Genomic DNA, 18,845 nt, shown 5'->3' with positions numbered 1-18,845 from the left:
GCCGACGGTGGCGTGGCAGAGCGGCCTAATGCACTCGCCTTGAAAGCGAGAGACGGCTAACACCGTCCGGGGGTTCAAATCCCTCCGCCACCGCTGTTCAGGAGGGGTTTCCGGCGTCAGGCTAGGCGCCGGGCAGCCCTGAAAGTTGCCACTTTTTGACACGTCCGCCGTGGAATCCTGCGGCGAGGAGTCGGCGTGTCGTCCCGCGAACCGGGTCTTTACCGGAACGCACGATGGGATTGACACATGGCACGGCTCCCCGGTTACATCACCCGCTGCGAAGGCAAGCGCGGCCCGACCTACGAGGCGCGCGTCAGCTACGTCGCGCCCGACGGCACCCGCGTACAGCCGAAGCGCAGGTTCAAGACGGTCGATGAGGCAAAGGACTGGTACTCGAAGACGACCTCCGAGCTGGCCGCAGGCACGCACACCGCGCCGAGTGACCTCAACGTTGGGCAGGCCGTCGAAGCCTGGCTCACCGCGAAGTCGGCACGGGTGAAGCCGACCACCGGCGATGCCTACAGCGCGGCGCTCGCTCCGGTGGTCGACAAGTACGGTGACGTGCTCGCGCAGAAGATCACCAAGCTCGATGTCGAGACGCTAATCACTGAGTTGCGAACGGGTTCCACGGATCGCGGCGTGTGGAAGCGCACCTCCATCAACCCGATGTTGGCCAGGTGGAAGACCGTGTGGGCCGACCTACACGCGCAAGGGGTGTTGGCGCGCAACGTCGTCGCTCTTGTGGAACCGCTGCGGAAGCCGAGCGGGGAGCCTGCGATGAAGGTGGACGACAGCCTCACCGAGGAGGAAGTGGAGCAACTCTGCGTCGCCCACGCCGAAGGCGCCGACGAGTACGCGCGCAGGCGTGAGGCATTCGTGCACTTGGCTCTACTGGGGCTGCGCCGCGCGGAACTGGCCGGGCTGCGTTGGTCTGCAGTCGATCTCGACGCCGAGGCTCCGACGCTCACCGTGCGTGCGACCCGGGTGGCCACCGCCGCGGGCACTGTCGAGCAGTCCGACGCGAAGACCATCTCGTCGGCGCGCACACTGCCTATCCCGCCGCACGTGGTTCCGATCCTCCGCCGTGCTCGCGTCGAGCAGCTACACACCCAGCTCGCGTCGGGGAACAAGTGGGTCGGCCCAACCGACGGCTACGTCTTCTGCCACGACCTCGGTGCGCCGCTGTCGCCGAGAACCTTGAACGCGTGGTGGAAGAAGAGCCTAGAGGATGCGGGCCTTCTGCATCGACGTCTGCACGCATCCCGGCACACGGCCGCGTCGCTGCTGAACCTGCGAGGAGCTCCGGTGACCATGATCGCCGCGTGGCTCGGCCATGCAGACGGTGGAGTCCTGGCGATGCGGGTCTACGTTCACACGCCGGGCGAGGTTCTCACTGAGACCGCTGCGCTGCTGAGTCGGGGAAGTGGAGCGTGACCGATCGCGCGGTACGCGCCGCAGCTGGGAAGATCCCATCACTGATTGGTCAGACTCAGCTCAGCGATCCGCGCAGCGCGATGAGTCGGGCGTGATCGTCGAACTCGGTCGTCGCGGAGTCGCCGGTCGCAGGGTCAGTGAGTTCCGCGCGGTCCCAGTTGTCTGTCCAGTCGATGTCCCACCCGGACATCGTGGCGAGACCGTGTACGGCGGCGCGCTGGTCGATGATCGTTCCCGCGCCAAACACCGCGGGCACCCATGTCATGAGTCGGTGGTCGATCCGCGGCTGGGCGAAGGCAAGGTTGTCTCCGAGTAGGAGTACCGCATGCGTGCCGCCGCCCCCAGGGGCGACAACGTAGGTAAGGCCACCGTCGGTCACGGTAGCGGTCACCGCGGCGATCTCAAGCGCGGCGTATAGCGCGGCGGCGTCGGGGTCGTCACCGACCGAGAAGGGCACCTCGTCGGCGAGCAGGCTGGGCAGTCCCTCGGCACGTCCGTGTTCCAGGAGCTTCTGTGCGCAAAACCGACCACCGTTGGGCAGCGCGCGGCCCCACACGATTGTCTGCGGATCGGGAGCCACACTCGCGATCAGCTCAACGGTGGTCTCGATCGCCGCGCCCGTGTTCAGTCCGGTGAAAGCGATGGAATCGGCGCCGAGGTCCACCGCGTAGTCGAAATCCCCGCCGAGCTGTTCCTCCATCCCTTCCTGCAGCAGCTGCTGGCTGAATGCCGCGTACAGCGCGCCGCGGTCGTGCAGCGGTTGCAGGTCTTCGAACGCTCCCATGCCCAGACAGTAATGGGCACAAGCATGCCCCCTCTGCGGCGGTGAGGGTCGCCGGACCGATGCGACTGCCTACCTGCGGCTCGCAAATCGGTGGTGTGAAGGATTTCGACACTATTCGTCGCACGCCGCGTTTCATGTCCACAGCAGAACCCACACGGGCCGGAAGTCCGAGGTCGCTAACAAAGGCCCATACGTAGCCGTCAGTTGACCCTGAAACTAGCCGATTTCGTTACCCAATAGTCTGTCGGCTCTGGTTCGAAACTGGCTGAATCTATGGATTCGTCTCCGATTCGGAGAGATTCAGCGAGTGCTCCGACGGCCCTGATCGCCTCACGGCGGATTTCGGCGCTCGCGGTGTGTTTGAGGTGGATCTGGCGCGCGGGTTCTGTGAAGGATCAATCGCCAAACCGTGTGCTGTATTCGGGCTTATTCCGCATCGGAATTGGTATCCGCGTCGTTGTCATCGACCGGGCCAGTTTCGGATTCGGAATCGGCTGCGGGCGAGTCGTCCTCGCCGAGTCCGAGTGCCTCAGACAGTGAGGCTACGGCTCTGATCGATTTGACGGCTCCGCGCAGGTCCTTCGCGCTTACGGCTGCGGCGACGGCATAGCCACCGGACTGAAAGCCGGTGGCTATTACTGCGCGCACGTGCCCCTCTAAACCTTTGAGCCGTCGGCCACTGTCGATCTCAAACAGCAACTCTCTGGCCATCTGCAGAGCTGGCGCCGGGATCTCCTTCTGGACTACGGCGACTTCCATTCTCCTAGCGACCAATTGAGCGGTCAGCCGTTTTGCAGTCATCTTCATCGTCTCCAATCGTGGTCAGTCAGTTGCATGCCCTGAAATGCGAAAATGTAAAAATCAGCCAGTCTGGCTGGCATATTCGGCCACGCTGGTTCATTTGGACGTATCGGGTGTCTGAGCAGGGGCCTGAGCGATGTCTTGAGTGGCGCTTTGAGCGCAGGTTTGAGCGCGAGACGGTAGTAACGCCGAAACGCCCCGTGCGCACGCGCGTTGGGCATAAAAGTGTGTGTAGAAGAGCCTGCTCCCAGGGTCGTATCTGTCTGCTGATTGAGCGAGACCCGTGTCGCGGCAGTGTGAGCATCATTGGTTTCTGACTTCCCGTTCGGCGAGCGCTTGGACTACCAGCCGATCGACGGTCGATCGGCCTACTCCCATCGCCGAAGCCAGAGATCTGTGACTGGCGCCGGATTCGACCAGCAGCAACAGCATGGCGCCTTCGGCGTGCTCAATCCCAGCGCGTGCGCGGCGACTTCGCGCCAAGGCCGCAAGTGCCTCGCCGGGGGTACAGGCGGCTTCCAAGTTGTCCAGAAGTGCGACGGCAGCTTTGGTCCGTCCAGCGACGGTGCGGGCGGCCTGCGGTAAGGCCGCTGTCGCGCGCTGAGCTGCTAGATGATCGGTGACCGAGAATCGCGTTGCCACAGACTTACTTCCTTATGAAAAGCCGCGCGAAGATGCCGCGTCGTCGGCTATTTCGGGCCGCTTCGGCCCACACGGTTTGCATCTCCCCAGACAGCTCAAGGAGCCGCTCTAAGGGATCGATTGCGGGCGTGAGATTGTCACGTCCCCGCGGGTTTGCACTCACTTCTGCGTGCTCTGATGCGCTCATGTGGACGATCGTAGACCCGGAAATTCGAACGATTCGGCACTTAATAGCTTGGTACGCAGAGTAATTGGGGATCAGCGCCGCCTGTTGCCGCTCGGTGCCGCTTCATACAAGGTACGGAGAAAATCTCCCAAAAGCCGCCTGAGACTGGAAGTCGCGCCGCGTGGTGCCGCCCCGTGCCGTGTGGTTCACCATATGCCGCACTACGCACGGAACCACCGTGCTAAGACATGGAAGGGAAAGACGATGGGTACTGCAATTCCCCCGGCGGGAGTCGCCAAGCAAGCTGAACACTTTGATTCAGCAGGCGTTCTCAGTCTTGCGCAGGCAGTGGAAAGGTCGACTTTCAGCGACCGGACGCTGCGCTCGGCGATCTCGGACGGGGAGTTGGTGGCATACCGTCGAGGCCGCAGAATCATCATCTGGGAACAGGACCTAATCCGGTGGCTGCGCGGGTTTGAAAAAGTTCAGGTGACCAGGTGAACGCCCGTTCCATGGATCCACACGAGGCCGGACGGGCAGCCCACGCTGACGTAGAGGCCCAGGCTCAAGCTGCTGCCCGAGCGGTCACACGCTGGCTCCTTGATGTCACTGACTTGCCCCCCGGCTTGACCTCAATCGTGTTGTGTTACGGAGCAATCTATGCGCGTGCGCGTTTCGGAGATGTTCACCGCCGCAACTACCGTTCTTGGTTACTCCTTTTGGAGGGCGAGCTAGTACTTGATCCTCGGGGTTTTGAGGCGGAGGAACGGATCACCCCTGCTGCCAGGGAGAAACTGCATCGGCTCATCGATCACGCGTGGACCGTGATCATGTCGAGCGTGAGCGAGCAGCACCGACAACTTACGGCCGAGGCGGTGCGGCGCGCGGCGCGCGAGCTGGCTTTTGATCGTGGTTATGGTCTCGCTGTGGCCCTGTACTGCGGGGCTGTTGCGGAGGCGCTCATCCGGGGTATCCCTGTCGCCGAGTTGATCCGCGGCGACAGCGCGCTGACACGGGCGCAGGCTGAAACCGAGGCTATGGAAGCTGGAAACACCGCGGCGTGTGAGCGCTGGATCGCTGGCGATGTGTGGACGGACATATGCGAGCGTGCAGGCAATCTGCTCCGTGCCAATGAAATCGGAGCTGCGCAATGAGCGCACGTGCATGGTTCGGATCGACGCTCCTGGCTTCGACCATGGTGAGCCTGGCCGGGAACATTGGCTACACGCTGATAGCCCGCCCTAATGCGTATACGGCCGTGTCGATCGCCGTGGCAGCGGTCGCGCCGTTGGGTCTGGCGGCGGCCGTCCACTCCGTCGGTGTTGCCGCGCGCGCTCGCGGAACGGTGCGGGCGGTGGTGCTGACAGCCGTAGCGGTGGTGGCTGTCTCGGCGTTTGTGTTGTCGTTCGAGGCTCTGGCCGGACTTGCCCGGTTGGTTGGACACACGGGGTGGACCGCGTACCTGCTGCCGGTGGTGGTCGATGTCATGGTGGCCGCCAGCACGACCGCACTTGTGCTGGAGCGGCCACAGCATCCGGCACGGGAAGCGGAGGCGACTACCCGGCCGGTCGCTGTTGACCAAGCACCGGCCGACTCGGTCGCTGTGCCGGCCGCCCCGGTGGCCGCTGCGGTTCTCACACCAACGGGAAGCGAGATAAAGCCGCAGGTAAACACCATGGACGGCCGGGCGGCCACCGCGGATCCGGCCGTATTTCACTCGCCTACAGCCAGGATGGGGCACGACGGCCACCTGCCGGCCGCTGAACAACTGGTGGCGGCCGGGGCCGTGAAAGGTCCGGCAACTGACGTGGCCGTCGCGATGGCAGTGCTGGCCGCTGGCCAGTCGCAGCGCGCGGCGGCGGCCGCCTCTGGGCTCCATCGGACGACCGTGGCGCGACTCAAGAGCGAAGTGGCCGGGGTGCCGAAGGGAAACTGTTGACGGCTAACGATTCTCTAAAACAGAGAATCAAATCCGTTGGCGCGCTGCGCGACACGCCGAAAGTCGCGAGCATCGCGCAATTTGCATCCCGAAAAATCGGTGGTCTACTCAATTGAAGGCGAACGTAATCCAACCAAATCTGAAAGGGTCGCGCGATGTTTACTGAAAACGAAACAGAGACAGGGCATTCCAGCGTCAATGAAGTGCTGCGGCCCGACGCCGCAGCCAGAGAGCTCAAGATCAGTCTGCCGGTGCTGATGGATCTGATCAAATCCGGCGACCTACAAGCTGCCCGGGTTGGCCGTCAGTGGAGGATCCGACGTCGCTGGATCTACGAGTACCTCGACCGCGCAGCAGCGGTTGCCTGATCCCTGAGACGAGAAAACCCGGCGCAGGAACGCCGGGCCTCGTATTGAATTCATCCCCCTGCCAAGGAGATAGCCGTGAGTGTATCTGAACCGCCGATCCCCACTAGCGTTGCCGACAGCGACACTCCGACTTGGGGCGACATCGTAGACCCGTACATGACGCGGGTCACCGATTGCGATAGTGGTCAGGCTGTCAGAGTCGAATGCGGCTGCCCTGCATATGAGAGCTACCGCGATGAGCGCATGGTCGTAGTGACCCACGACGCTGACACCTGCCATGGGGGTCGGGACGTCGCCGACGTTTACCGACGTCCCGACCGCTACGACGTGTACACGCATCCACCGGTACCTGTTGATGCTCCCATGCATCAGCTCAATCGAGCTGAACTGAACGCGGTGCTCAGCCGTGTGCCCGTCGAACCTGATGACTCAACAGATCCCATATGGCAGAAGGGAGTTCAAGAAGGTCGAGCTGAGGGAGAGGCGCTTTTTGAAACGCTGCGACAGAACTTGACCGTGGCTGAGTATGACTCGCTGCTCGATGACCTCCCGCTCTCTGATCCAGATTTGGTGACCAAGCGGTTGAAGGCCAAGGTGGCGGAGATTGCAGCGGAGACAAACTACGCGGCTGTGCCGGCACCTGCGGCGCAGCAAGTCCGCCACCTTCTAACTGCGGGTCCGTTGAAGGTCGAGATACCTGCTACCGCCGACGCGTCGATCGGGCTTGTTGGCGACCGTTACGTCGATGGAGGATCGTTCGTACTCGATATTCCGGACACAACACCCGCAATATGGGGATGCGGCGATGACGTGCTCTGGGCAGAGGGCGAAGGCGCGATGATCGCCGGGCCGCAGGGCGTCGGCAAGACCACGCTCGCTGGCCTGCTAGTACGTGGCCTTCTTGTTGGCGGCGAGGTGCTCGGCTACCAGGTTAAGGGCGGATACCGAGTTCTGTACTTGGCCATGGACCGCCCACGCCAGATTGCAAGAGCGCTGCGTCGTCAGCTTGGCGACCTCGACCGCGAGGTTCTGGCGGAAAAGCTCGTCGTATGGCAGGGGCCGCCACTGTCCGATCTGGCCAAGCAACCTCAGCTCCTCCTTGGCATGGCGTACTCCGCTCGCGCCAATGTGGTCGTAGTGGACAGCCTCAAGGACGCAGCTATCGGTCTGTCGAACGACGAGGTTGGAGCTGGTTGGAACCGGGCACGCCAGGCGTTAATAGCGGATGGCGGCCAAATTCTGGAGCTTCATCACACCCGGAAGTCAACGCCGGGTGGTGATTCGAGCTCAGCGGTAGACATGATTTACGGCAGCACCTGGCTGACCAGCGGCCTGGGCTCCATCATCCATCTAGCCGGAGAGCCGGGTGACCCGATTGTGAAGCTGCGCCACCTCAAACAACCGGCGAACGACGTCGGCCCGCTCGAAGTTCTGCACGACGGATCCACTGGCTCAATGAGCCTGCAGGGTGAAGTCGATTTGATTGCAATGGCCCGGGAGGCATATCACCAGCACGGCACGGGCACCGTCGCGGCTGCCGTGGCGGCACGCATGTACGAAACGGACCGCCCGATCAAGAGCCAAGTCGAGAAGGCGCGTCGAAAGCTTGAGGGTCACGTCAAGGGTCTCCGTCTCCGCCGCAACGGCGAACACCCCGAGACCGCCGCCGTGTTCTACGCACCGACCGGTGCTACACCGCTCTGAGGGTCACGGCTGGGGTCACGAGAGCTTTTTCTCTATAACAGAGAACGTGACCCCCGTGACTCACAGCGTGACCCACTGAACTGCACTTTTGATCGCGGCGTGATCTGCCGTGACGTTACGCGTGAGGGGGTCACGCGCAGGCCCCCCCTTTAAGAGGGGGCCTGCGCGACCCCTATGACTGGGAGAAAGAAATCAATAGCTGCCTGGTGGTGTGCTGAGCTGCGATCCAAGCGGTGATATCACTTCACCTCGACGGGGACTGTCACATCCCTCGGTGAGGCGAGAGATCAGCTAGCTGGTCGCGTGCGAACGGCCAGGGACGCGGCGAGGTCTCCGGCCATTGCAAAATCGCCGAGAAGCCACTCGCCGCCGTAATGGCAGCGGGTAGGCCGCTGTCGGATAATGGCATCGGTTGCTGAACCGCTACTCCCCAAGCGGGGATTCACAACACCCTTCAGGCGCCGCCGATACGCGATCGACACTCCGGTGAAAAGCTTGCGAATCTGGTTGTTGCACGGCAATATCCATTGCGATGGCCGTGTTGGAGGCCTATCCCCGGTGCCGGGCCACCGCATTCACGGCGCCATACGGGGCTCAAGCAGGTGATTCGACTGCACCAGTACACAAGCCTTCAATCATGAATTACAGCCGGCAACCCCCGCGGCGCTTCGGTGGCAAGTGCCCGAAGGGATGACCGTGTTGCGCTTTCGTCAATCGTGGAAAAAGCGGTGCCTACTCACCGGTGAATCGCCACGCCAGCTACTCCACCAACGAATTGGACAGCAGTCCTCGCCACACGCGCTCATTCCATCAGCTGTCGGTGATCAGGCATTGCTGGAATCCTGGGTGATGCGTCGCTTGCAGTGGGGGCCGCTGGGAGATGAGACGTACCCCCTCGGCGCGTCCCGTATCAGGATCCCTGAGCACGGGACACCGGTGATTCACCTCGATGAGCGTCCAACGATCGGCCAAGAGACCGCGCAGCGGGTGTGCGAGGTACTGCTGCCCATCAGCGGACCTGACGGCCCTATTGAGCATGGAGTGCCAGCGTTGCGAGTGTTCAATGTCGCGGGCCGAGACTTGACCGTTGGGCTTATGGGAACCTCAGCGGCACTGACCATTCGGGCCGCTGTCTCGTGGCGTGCAGTGTTATCGCTATGGCAACAAGAGTTCGAACCCGATGGCTTTAGACCACGCTGGGATCCTGCGTGCCCGCTGGAATACGAGGACACCTTCATTGACATCCACGCCTCCTGGGCGGAACTGGGGTCAGCGCTGTTGCGGCGGCTCGCGATCTTCCAGCAAGGAGGAGTGCTGTACGGCGTCGACGGCTGGATTAATCCCGGCACATGGATACTCGAGCTGACGACCGACGACGTGTCATCCTGTTCACCTGACCTTAAAATCCGACATGACGAGTTCCTTGCTCGGCTCTGTGACGAGCACCTGGGGCTGGCATTACGTATCGACTCCGAGTGCTGTATCTGTGATCAGCCCTTCGGATTCGGCGCCGCCTGCATCTATTACCTGGCGCCCCGCCACGGCCCATCACAGCAGCAACTACAAATCCGCTTTCGCTGGGTTCCCGGCCATCGCAACTTCCTGAAAGACCTCCGAGCCGCAAGCACGGATCGCAGGTGAACCCCGGCCGGACCTCGTGACATGCATGTCAAGGCATTCCACAGAAAAGGAGTGTGAACCGCAGGTCACCGAAGCAAGATCCGGGACGTTCGCATCGCGCTGGAATTACAACAGCAATACAAGATGCCTATAAGAGCCAATTCGGATGCCTGAGTGGGAATTACGGCATTTACAACAGATACAAAAGTGGGGGAGGCCCCTTGCCGAGCGTGTCTGGGATAGAGCACCGTGGCTACGGCATGTCGTAACACCGAAACGGACTCCCTGAGGTGCAGACTCGCTGCGAGCGCGGTGATGTCGCCGCTGAGCAATACGCTGAACCGGTGAACGCGGAGCCCATCACACTGAGCGACATCGACACGACCCGTGCGCTCCGCACCGACGATGAGCTTCTCCGACTCGCCACCGCGATTCACGGCTCTCGGCTCGAGGCCCAGGAGACCAACTGGCTGGAATGGAAGAGCTCCCTCGATCTAAACACCGCCGCGGGCAAGTTCGCCGTAGCCAAGGCGGTCCTCGGCTTCGCTAACCGGTCCGTCGAAGACGCGAGGCTCAACTGCGGCGGCGTCGCCTACGTGGTGGTGGGCGTGGAACCCGGAAGGGTGGCTGGTATCCCTGCGATCGATCACGCCGATCTCACGCCGGGGATCAAGACCTACGCTGAGACGCCCCGGTTCACGCCGCGCACGATCCAGATCTCCGGAGTCGAGGTGCTCGTAGTCGTGGTGGAACCGCCCGAGCCCGGGGACCCGCAACACACGCTGCAGAAGCAGTACGACAAGTTCCACGCCGGGATGGTGTTCCACCGCGGGTCTGCGCGCACCGCACCAGCGGGGCCTAAGGAGGTGGAAATGCTCGGCCGCCGCTTGGTGCAGGGCACGCAGCGGCCGGAACTGGATCTGACTCTCGACTGTGCAGCGGAGCCGCTCATCAGGCTCAGCGCTGACCGGGAGCAACGCGACGACTGGTTGCGGCGGCACGAAGGTTATGTCCGCGCGCACAGCCGCAAACCACCGGAGCCTCCACCACCGAGTTCAACCGCGAGTGGCTCGACGACACTCGCACGGTTGACGGCGCTGGACTCGATGGCGTTGTTCGGCCGCTACGCCAGCCCCGAGGACACCAAGGAGTTTGACCGGAGGGTTGTCGACTACCTCGCCAAGATGCGCAGGCGGCTACTGGACTATGTCCTTCGGGAGATCGTCAACGACGACGATGCGAACACTGTGCACTTCCGGGTCTGCAACGACACAGACGATCCAGTGTCGGGCGTGCAGTTGAAGGTCCGAATCGACAAGGGCGGCGTTCTCGTCCGCACATACCCACCGGGCGTCAAGGATCTTCCGCCGCTCCCGGAATGGCCAGACCCGCTGGACCAAGTACTGCCGAACGCGCACATCGCAGGCCTGGTTCGGACTCAGATTCCCGACTTCTTCCCGCATGCAGGGTCCGTTTCCGACACGGGTGATGCTTTCGAGGTCACGTGGGACGTCGGTGACCTGCGGCCACGTGAGCCGTCCCGCGACTTCACTCTCACGGTCGTCGCCGGTACCGGGGCGCCGGAGGAGATCAGCGTGGAGATGGTCGCCAGCGCCATGGACCGTCGTGGGACATGCACGAAGACGCAGTTGTTGACCATCGATCCAGACACGTGGACCCTCGACGATTTCTACGACGCGGAGCCCCAGGGTTGACCCGCGTCTAGGTGAGGGCGAACAGGTTCTTGAGATCGCCGCCTGACGTGAGGTTTTGACTGCGCTGGAGGTACTCATTCCGCTGAGCGGCGGCGTAGACGTCTACCGCCTGCCCGGCGACTGTGGCTCGCACCGCCGTGTTGAGCGCCTTTCGTGCGATGACCGTTGCGAAGTCGGCGATGCTGTCGCAAGCAGCGGTCGACAGTGGCCCGCCGTGAATCGCTGCGTTGCGGGACCGGGTGAGCCGCGCCACTCGCCCCTCAAGTCGCTGTCGTTCGAGAGCAAAGGCGGAACTGAGTGCGGTGCTTGAAGACAGGATGTCGTCGGTCTCGTTGAGCTGGCGTACCAACCAGTGCCCCGCATAGATCTGTTTCAGCGCGGCCACGTGATCTAACGCGTTCTGACGATCCATGCGCGGGCCCCAACCGGATTTGGTGACTTCCTTGATGATTGTCGACAGCTCAGCCGGAATCCGTGCACCTGGTGAGCGATCCGGGACGTACTGCGCTACCGCGGCGAAGACGTCGCCTACGGCGCGGCGGGCGAACGCCGTGACGGTGTACTCGTCGAAGAAGTACTCGGCGGCGAACGCGTACCACTTGTGGTCTGCGAGAGGCGCGGCCCACTTGTTGCAGTGCTCGATAGCCCGGACCGCAGCCATGACCACTGCCTCCGGATCGGATCGTGGCGTGGATGTGAGAGCTGATTGCAGACGTAAGACGGGTTGCAGCCGTAGTGCGATCGCCGCGGTAATCATGTGCCCGGCGGTAGTCATCTCGGTCAAGTCCGTGGTGAAGTGGTCATTCTGGTAGAAGATCGGCTCCGGGCGCGGCTCTTTCAAGCCCCATTCGGCCGGCAGGAAGTGTGATGGCTTCCCGTCAAAGAACAGTGTCCCCCCGAGCACCTTCCACATGTCTTCGTGCACACCCACCACGGCTAAAACTGCATCAAGGTAGCCGCGGGCCGTGGCGGTGGCGTGATGACGTTGGACACCGTGGACGAGTACACGCGCGTATACGAGCTGCGGCTGGTACTCGAACCCACGGTGGTCGGTGATCGGTCCCGACTGCTGGAGTTCTCGGATCTCCTCGGTCAGCAGTTCCTCCGGAACGACGCCGAACAGTTCACGAACCCTCTGTGGGCCTGCTGCTAGGGCACTCGCGAGCATCTGTGCGTCGTAGAAGGTGACGTCACCGTGGCTGACACACGACACACTGCGCACGAAGGCCGGAGCGAGCCGAAACCAGACCACGTAGTCCCCGGTCGCCGGCGACACTACGACGCAGCGCTCAGCCAGGTCTGCGAGCTCGGCCTCGGTCAGAGTCGACTTTGCCTGGGGGTCGTAAGGCTCCGTCGCGTCCGGCGGGTCGCCGACCATCGCCTTTGCCACCCACACACTGCCCTGGTATCCCACGAGGACATTCGCAGCGGAGGAGGCAGAATTCCAATGCCCGGGATCCTGCTTGCGGTGTCCGCTTAGAGCGGTGAGGGTGTCGCGTAGGAACGCGACCCGTTCGTGCGGGTACGCGATGTGATCGCTGTCGCGGCAAGCAGTGAGCAGGTCACGCCACGCTGCCACGAGTATGTCGTCTCGGCCGATGACCGCGGAAAGTGCTGCGGCGGCCGCATCGACCAATGAGCGTTTGGTGTCGTTGAGGTCTAGCTTTCTTTTTTTGTTGGTGTACAGCAGCTGGGTGGTGATCGCCTGCAGGATCCCCTGTGCTGGTGCATCGACAAGCGCCCTCAGCTCGGGGCCCAACCAGTCGAGAGTTTCTCTGAGGTCGGAGGCCCTGGATTGCCAGTCGTATGCCTGCGTCCGATCATGTTGTTGCGGGTCCGCGCATGCGTCGGCGATCTCTTGGAGGATCGCGGGCAGCGGCAAATGGCCCGATGTACAGGTGATCGACTCTTCGCGGTCGATGTAGTGGAGTAGTTCCTCTAGCCAGCGATCATGCTGCTCGAACACGGGTCAGGCTGTCCGGAGGCGAGTTATCGCGATGAGCATGTCGGTGACTGTAGGCGTGGGGCACGGCATCCTGGCTCGCGCTCCGCGTGTCATATGGGCGGCCACATCCTCCCGTTCCGAAGAGGCAGTTGAGCCTCAGCTGCGGCGCAACCGCGAAACTCTGACAGCGACGTAGAACCGAAAACGCCGTAGCGTCCCGCCCTCCGACCCCGCTACGGTCAGGTCTATGCAGGTTGAGGGGGTTCAGTGGCTTGGGGCACCGCCGCTCTATTTCGCGGCCGACTGTCTTGGCCGGGCGTTCGATATGGAGCTGGCCGACCACCGAATTCGACTGACATTCCCAGGCGTCCCTGTGGGTGCAGATTTGTCGGCAACTTGGCTTGGGCGGAGTCAACAGCTGGACCCTGTTCTTTGGCAACTCGGTCCCGAGTATCGATTACAGAACTCCCGTGCCGTGCTCATGACGCAGGCATTATCGTGGGGCTATCTGAGTCTTACACCAGGAATTACCCCCTACGGTAGGGACCTGAGCACCGTCTCAGCCAGCCTTCAGAAGTGTCACTTCTTGGCTGAATCCCCTCTCGCTGCGGGGCAATACACCGCTGAGCATGCAGGTCATCTACTTCAAGCGTTGAACGCATGGCTGTTCGATCTGTCGCAATGGCTGGGTCTTGCGACAACCCATGACATCGAAAGCCTGGACTGGCGATCGGTGTCCACTTCGCCGTTCGCAGAGCAAGTGCACCAGCACATGGATGACTGGCGTGGTGACGATGATTTCGCATCGTCGGGCTACTACTACCGACAAGGCAAGCTCATTACCGCGAGCGCATTCCAGTGGGCCATCACAAAAGCGACGAGCGGCACTCCACCGGAGCCTTGGCTGTTGTTAAGACACGCACGAGCCCTCTTTGGGCGAAAGCAGTACCGCCGGGCAGTTATCGACGCCTGCACAGCAACTGAACTGGCATTGACGGCGCTCGTTGATCGATGGCTTGCCGATGCTGGTGCCGGAGCCGCACGAGAAGTGCTCCTTGATGGGTATCAGAACGTCATGGGGCGCACGAGCCTCGTGAAGAAGCTGCAAGCTGATCGCGATCTGGCCCGGCCCGTCGACAAAGAGCGACTTCAGATCCGCCTGGCTACTCCGCGAAACCACGCCAGTCACATAAACAAAGACATTCCTCGCAAGGTTGCGAAATCTGCACTTGAGGTTGCTACCGAGGTGGTTTCAGATGTCTTCCCGGAGTTCTCTCACGCTCCCAGCCAGTTCGGAGGCACCTAAGAGTCTTTAATTACAGGCGGTGGTGCCACCGTCGATCAGCCGAGTGGGTCATGTAGGTCCGGTCTGAACCAGAAATTGACGATGACAGTGACTACTGCAGCTATCAACCGTTGATTTCCATCTAACTGGGCAGGTGGACGAGTGCTGCCACGTTTGCCTTCGGGATGTAGAGACCGTGGCTACTTCGCTGCACAGCTCCCTGCAACTGGATCGTTGTCCCGTCACGCATCCACTGGGTAACTTCCGCGATCGGGATAGTTGTTAGCGCTTCGATGCGGCAGAGCCGCCCTCCCCGAACAGTGCGGATGGCGAATGCAGTGGTGTGCTCCTCCGGTTCGTGGGATACGCGGACCACGGGGCCGGTAAAAACCTCTGCGCGTGGCACCTTGCCAGACCTGAGTTCCAGGCCGGTGCGATGAATCTTGTCTCTCGCATCGGCGGGGATCGCCACCGTCGCGCGGACGTCCTGAGGGGCGGGTTGAGCCTGAGCCCATTGGAACGTGGTATCCAATTGTCCGACCTCGGTGTGATCTAGGACCCGGGCAACTGCGTCGACGAACTCGGCGGTCACTCCCTGAGAGACCAGCCGCATGAGTGCCTCCCCTTGGGGGAGCTTCTCCTGCTCCACGATCTCCTCGTGCACCGCGGCCATCGCCTGAGCGAATGTCCGGGTCATGCGCCGTTCCAGAGACTCAACCGTCGCCACTGTCTCCCACCCAGTGAGGGGATCCTGGCCGATAGCGGTGTCTGTCCCCTCCTCGTCGTCGGCTGGCTCGGCGTCTCCGACACGCACCTCGACGGGAATGATGTACGACCCCTTGATGGTGTGGCCCATGCGCACGGAATCGGCGACACGATCACCGATAACGGAGTACCCACCCTTGATAACCGGGCGCAGCCGCAGCGCCGCTGACGCCGCGGACCTGAACATCAGGCGCGCAGACTCCGTCATGGTGGCACCAGCGTTCAGCGGGATGGTATCGGCGACGACGACGTCGTTCGCCGCGCGCACATAGGTCACGTCAATGCCCCAGAACTGAAGCTCCCGACGAACATCAGAAGCCTGTCGGCTGTGTGCGTCAGCGAGTCGGCTAACGAGACCTGCTTGCGCCTGTAGGTCGCTGTCGAGATTCCTGACGACGCCAACATTGCGGTCGAGTTCGTCGTTGTACCACATCCACCCGCCGCGGCCTTCCGACGCCTGATGCCACCCGTTCGCGGTCAGCCAGGCATTTGTGTCGTCAAGACGTACTGGTCCGATCATATTCATGGTGCGCCTCCGGAGAAGACGTCATTTAGCTGGGTCTCCCAGGCCGCGAGCGTGGATGCTTGGAAGCGCTGACTCTTCGGCACAACGATGGACTTAGTGTGAGCCTTGGCGTCAAACCTCTCCCAGTATGCGTGTGTCCTATGCAGCGTCTGTTCGCTCACCTGTTCGATCCACTCATCTTGCAGTGAAGGTACGACAACCAGCAGCACGTACACCGGCACCACCTTCACCGACCAACTGTCTACCCAGTGCTGCTTGAGTGGAATCCGGTAGTCGCCCTTGTGTGTCGCCGTTGGGGACGATGTGCACTTGAGTTGGACAAACACTGATGCGGCGGTGAGGTCGACAGTCGTATCCACAGCCCAACAATCTTCATCTTGACGCCCCTCCTGCAGCGTATGTCCGGACTGCGAACAGACCGCGGAGAGGTACGACTGGCTGTATCTAGATTTCGCCCCATCCAGCCCAAGACCGAGACGACTCACGGGCGTACACCCGGTAGCTGACCGGTCGGGCGATATCGGCCCATTGCAGCGCGTCGATAGCGACGACTGCTTACTCCCATCAGGGCAGAGTAACTGACCAATTCTCTATAACTAGAGAACCACTTCGGTGAGGCGAACTGCGGTCTAGTGCCGCCGCCTGCATTGACGGAACGTTCGGCCGTCCTGGACTTCTTCGGTCTGCGTGACGATCAATCGCCCAATGTACGGCCGTGTCAACCCGACTTCGCGCCGCAGCCCCAGGGGCTTGCACGCCGCGTGATAGACCGCCGTACATGACCACTCCACGCGGCATCCAAGGCCGAGCTTTCAAGCACAAGATCGCCAACCCCGAAGTCCGTCAGCACGTCGCGGTATTGGTCGCCAGCGGCCAACTGTCGGTGCCCGAGGCCGCCGACCGCTACGGCATCTCGACGGCCGCTTTTCGGCGATGCACTGCCGAGTTTGGAGGCGACCAGTGAGCGAGGAACCGTTGGATGTCGAGACCGTCGATGAGACGAAGCCCGCAGCCGAGCCGAAGGCTGCCGAGAAATCCGATGGCGCGCAAAAGGCTGCATCGGTGAGCGGCGAGGGTGCGCACAAGGGTGGCGGTAGGAGCTGGACCGCTGGCCGGGTGGGTACCCAGATGGGTGTTCCTCCCTCAGCGTTGCGGAATCTCAAAACTGAGCCGGTCGCGGGTATCAAGGGCCTGGGCAAGGCGCAGTGGAACGCTGGCCAACATTGGGCGGGCAAGCTGGGCGGCACCGTGGCCACGAAGATGCCGACTGCAGGTGGCAAGGCCCTGGTCAAGGGGGCTGCCCGGCTGATTCCTGGTGTCGGTTCGATTGTCGCGGGTTTCGCTGCGTGGAAGTCGTTCAAGGACGGCGATTATGTGGCAAGCGTGCTCAACCTGATCGGTGTGATCCCTGGTCCGATTGGCTGGCTCGGGATGGGTGCCGCCGCAGCCTGGGATTTGAGCGGTGTGGGGCATCCAGGCGTGTGGGAGGCCCCCGATGGCGTAACGACATTCATGCTGCCGGCCTCGGCCAAAGATTGCTCTGGCATCAAGGAACTGGATGCGCTTTTGTGCGAAGCCCAACAACAGCAGGTGTTCGGTTTCCAAGATGGGCCAGAAGGCGCCGTCTGGAACGCAAGTCCCCCGAAAGCGCTGAAGTTGGACACCCCGGAGGTGGAGAAGGCGTTCACCAACTGGCTGCGGGGCGTCTCGGAATTGTTCGCCGAGGTCGATAGAACTATGAGCCAGTCCGATGAGCCGTACTTGCACCAGTATCGCAAGGAGCTCGCACCACATTTGGCGGCGATGGCCGAACTCAAGAGCCAAGTCAAGCCGTTAATGACACAACTATCGGCTGCGAGTAAGAGCGGCGCCGACATGTACAGGGCGGTATTGGATGCCAATAAGTCTGCGCGCCAACAGCTTGCCAATGACGGGCATCTGTCGGACCAGGGGCCCGCGACGGCGATGAAGGCAAAGTCCGCGGCCGCGCAGACTCAACTCGATGCCGCCAACGACAAGATCGGCAAGCTCTTCGACACCGCACCGGCACCGATCATCACCGCGAAGTCGCCGACTCTGAATGCTCCAGCGGCTCCCAGCACCAGACCTGCGCCACTGCCGATGTCGGCCACGCTCCCGCCTGTCGTTGCCCCAGCCATCGCACCCGTCTCCAAAGACAAGGGCGACGATCTGGGCAAGCTGCTCTCAGGCCTGGGAAACAAGGGACTTGGCGGCGCTCCTGGCGGATCACCTTTGGGCGGCAGCCCTCTCGGCGGCGGACACGGCGGCGGTACTCCGCTGACGACCCCGACGTCCAAGCCTGCCGACACCGAGCCCAAGAAACTCGTCGAGGACAAGAAGGACGACACCAAGAAGCGCGAGGAGAAGTCGCTTCCCAAGCCGCTGCCGACCAACAACCCCGTTGCGCCCGTCACCCCGGCACCCACCACACCCGCGCCCGGCACTCCGGCACCGGGTGCGCCCAAACCCGCTGCTAGCCCGACAGACACGACCGTCGACGTCAAGGGCAAGAAGACCAAGTTCCCCGACGCCAAGACCGCCAAAATGGCCAAGCTGCTCGCGGCGGCCGACCCGAACCACCCGGTATCGCTGGCCGATGCCGCGGCGCAGTCGGGTCTGACTCCGCCGGTTCCTGGCCAGGACCCCGGCAAGCAGATCCCGCCGGCGGACGCCAAGCCCGGCGATTTCGTGGTCGCTGGGGACAAGCACTACATGGTGCTCGGCGACGGCAAGTTCTACGACCTGAGCCAGTACAAGAACATCGACGCATCCGAGCTACCGCATGACATGGGTTCGCGCGCAGGCTACTTCCGTCTCCCTGACCCGGGCGCGGTGGCCGCGGGCCCGGTATCGGGCCCGACCTCCGGTGTGCCGTTCTCGGTGCCTGGGGCCACCGACGCTCCCACTGCACCGGCCGACACATCCGCCGCCGGCGGGCCCGCGGCGCAGCCGACAGCTGCTCACCCACCGGCCAGCGCCGCGCAGTCGGTGCCCTCCACGGGAAGCCCCGGCGTGCCCAAGTCCGGTGGTTCGGCTCCGGCCAACGCGGCGGCCACGGACACCGGCGGCGGCTCGTCAGTGCCGTCATCGACGGTGCACAACCTCGACCCCGCAGCAGTGAAGTGATGGG

16 protein-coding genes and 1 tRNA gene are annotated in these 18,845 nt (G+C 62.6%); 11 read left to right on the top strand and 6 right to left on the bottom strand.

Features of this window, described 5'->3' with window-relative positions; genetic code table 11:
- Nucleotides 1–6 precede the first annotated feature (6 nt).
- A tRNA-Ser gene (locus tag B4400_RS12195) sits at nt 7–93 on the top strand.
- Nucleotides 94–246: 153 nt separating this feature from the next.
- Entirely contained in the window at nt 247–1,434 is a 1,188-nt protein-coding gene (locus tag B4400_RS12190) for a site-specific integrase (RefSeq protein ID WP_078311309.1), read from the top strand.
- Nucleotides 1,435–1,489: 55 nt separating this feature from the next.
- Here the strand turns inward: B4400_RS12190 and B4400_RS12185 are convergent, their stop codons facing one another.
- The 3 genes from B4400_RS12185 to B4400_RS12175 form a co-directional block, all read right to left on the bottom strand.
- Nucleotides 1,490–2,218: a DUF6882 domain-containing protein gene (locus tag B4400_RS12185; protein WP_057965329.1), complete on the bottom strand. Its 729-nt coding sequence runs from the start codon at nt 2,216–2,218 to the stop codon at nt 1,490–1,492.
- A gap of 426 nt (nt 2,219–2,644) precedes the next feature.
- Complete coding sequence (locus B4400_RS12180) at nt 2,645–3,025, bottom strand: hypothetical protein (protein ID WP_078311308.1); 381 nt, start codon at nt 3,023–3,025, stop codon at nt 2,645–2,647.
- Between the two features lie 297 nt (nt 3,026–3,322).
- Nucleotides 3,323–3,661 carry a hypothetical protein gene (locus B4400_RS12175; RefSeq protein ID WP_057965327.1) on the bottom strand — a complete coding sequence of 113 codons (339 nt, stop codon included), beginning with the start codon at nt 3,659–3,661 and terminating at the stop codon, nt 3,323–3,325.
- Nucleotides 3,662–4,453: 792 nt separating this feature from the next.
- Here B4400_RS12175 and B4400_RS12165 point away from each other — a divergent pair.
- The 6 genes from B4400_RS12165 to B4400_RS12140 all read left to right on the top strand — a co-directional run bounded on the left by B4400_RS12165 (nt 4,454) and on the right by B4400_RS12140 (nt 11,173).
- Entirely contained in the window at nt 4,454–4,981 is a 528-nt protein-coding gene (locus tag B4400_RS12165) for a hypothetical protein (protein WP_139361375.1), read from the top strand.
- Entirely contained in the window at nt 4,978–5,766 is a 789-nt protein-coding gene (locus B4400_RS12160; RefSeq protein ID WP_078311306.1) for a DUF2637 domain-containing protein, read from the top strand. The genes B4400_RS12165 and B4400_RS12160 overlap by 4 nt, the downstream gene beginning before the upstream one ends.
- Nucleotides 5,767–5,921: 155 nt before the next feature.
- A complete protein-coding gene (locus B4400_RS12155) occupies nt 5,922–6,134 on the top strand; it encodes a helix-turn-helix domain-containing protein (protein ID WP_078311305.1) in 213 nt (70 codons plus the stop codon).
- Nucleotides 6,135–6,209: 75 nt separating this feature from the next.
- Nucleotides 6,210–7,838, top strand: coding sequence for an AAA family ATPase (locus B4400_RS12150; protein ID WP_139361374.1), 1,629 nt, complete (start codon nt 6,210–6,212; stop codon nt 7,836–7,838).
- Between the two features lie 849 nt (nt 7,839–8,687).
- Nucleotides 8,688–9,479, top strand: a complete 792-nt coding sequence (locus B4400_RS12145; RefSeq protein ID WP_078311303.1) for a hypothetical protein — start codon at nt 8,688–8,690, stop codon at nt 9,477–9,479.
- 323 nt (nt 9,480–9,802) lie between these two features.
- Nucleotides 9,803–11,173, top strand: a complete 1,371-nt coding sequence (locus tag B4400_RS12140) for an RNA-binding domain-containing protein (protein WP_170914985.1) — start codon at nt 9,803–9,805, stop codon at nt 11,171–11,173.
- A gap of 7 nt (nt 11,174–11,180) precedes the next feature.
- On the opposite strand, the gene B4400_RS24915 is transcribed toward B4400_RS12140, so the two are convergent.
- Complete coding sequence (locus tag B4400_RS24915) at nt 11,181–13,139, bottom strand: hypothetical protein (protein WP_286151313.1); 1,959 nt, start codon at nt 13,137–13,139, stop codon at nt 11,181–11,183.
- Between the two features lie 226 nt (nt 13,140–13,365).
- Here B4400_RS24915 and B4400_RS12130 point away from each other — a divergent pair, with 226 nt between their 5' ends.
- Nucleotides 13,366–14,424 carry a hypothetical protein gene (locus B4400_RS12130; RefSeq protein ID WP_078311301.1) on the top strand — a complete coding sequence of 353 codons (1,059 nt, stop codon included), beginning with the start codon at nt 13,366–13,368 and terminating at the stop codon, nt 14,422–14,424.
- Between the two features lie 121 nt (nt 14,425–14,545).
- On the opposite strand, the gene B4400_RS12125 is transcribed toward B4400_RS12130, so the two are convergent.
- Nucleotides 14,546–15,688: a hypothetical protein gene (locus B4400_RS12125; protein ID WP_078311300.1), complete on the bottom strand. Its 1,143-nt coding sequence runs from the start codon at nt 15,686–15,688 to the stop codon at nt 14,546–14,548.
- Between the two features lie 2 nt (nt 15,689–15,690).
- Entirely contained in the window at nt 15,691–16,179 is a 489-nt protein-coding gene (locus B4400_RS12120) for a DUF4365 domain-containing protein (RefSeq protein WP_170914984.1), read from the bottom strand.
- 293 nt (nt 16,180–16,472) lie between these two features.
- On the opposite strand from B4400_RS12120, the gene B4400_RS12115 reads away from it, so the two are divergent.
- Nucleotides 16,473–16,658, top strand: coding sequence for a helix-turn-helix domain-containing protein (locus B4400_RS12115; protein WP_078311298.1), 186 nt, complete (start codon nt 16,473–16,475; stop codon nt 16,656–16,658).
- Nucleotides 16,655–18,841 carry a hypothetical protein gene (locus B4400_RS24390; protein WP_139361372.1) on the top strand — a complete coding sequence of 729 codons (2,187 nt, stop codon included), beginning with the start codon at nt 16,655–16,657 and terminating at the stop codon, nt 18,839–18,841. Before B4400_RS12115 ends, B4400_RS24390 begins: the two co-directional genes overlap by 4 nt.
- Nucleotides 18,842–18,845: the final 4 nt, after the last annotated feature.

Origin of the sequence: Mycobacterium sp. D16Q13, from assembly GCF_002013375.1 — a bacterium.
In the GTDB taxonomy this organism is placed as follows: Bacteria; Actinomycetota; Actinomycetes; order Mycobacteriales; family Mycobacteriaceae; genus Mycobacterium.
The sequence above is the reverse complement of the archived record's forward strand: the minus strand, read 5'-3'. Positions and strand labels throughout refer to the sequence as shown.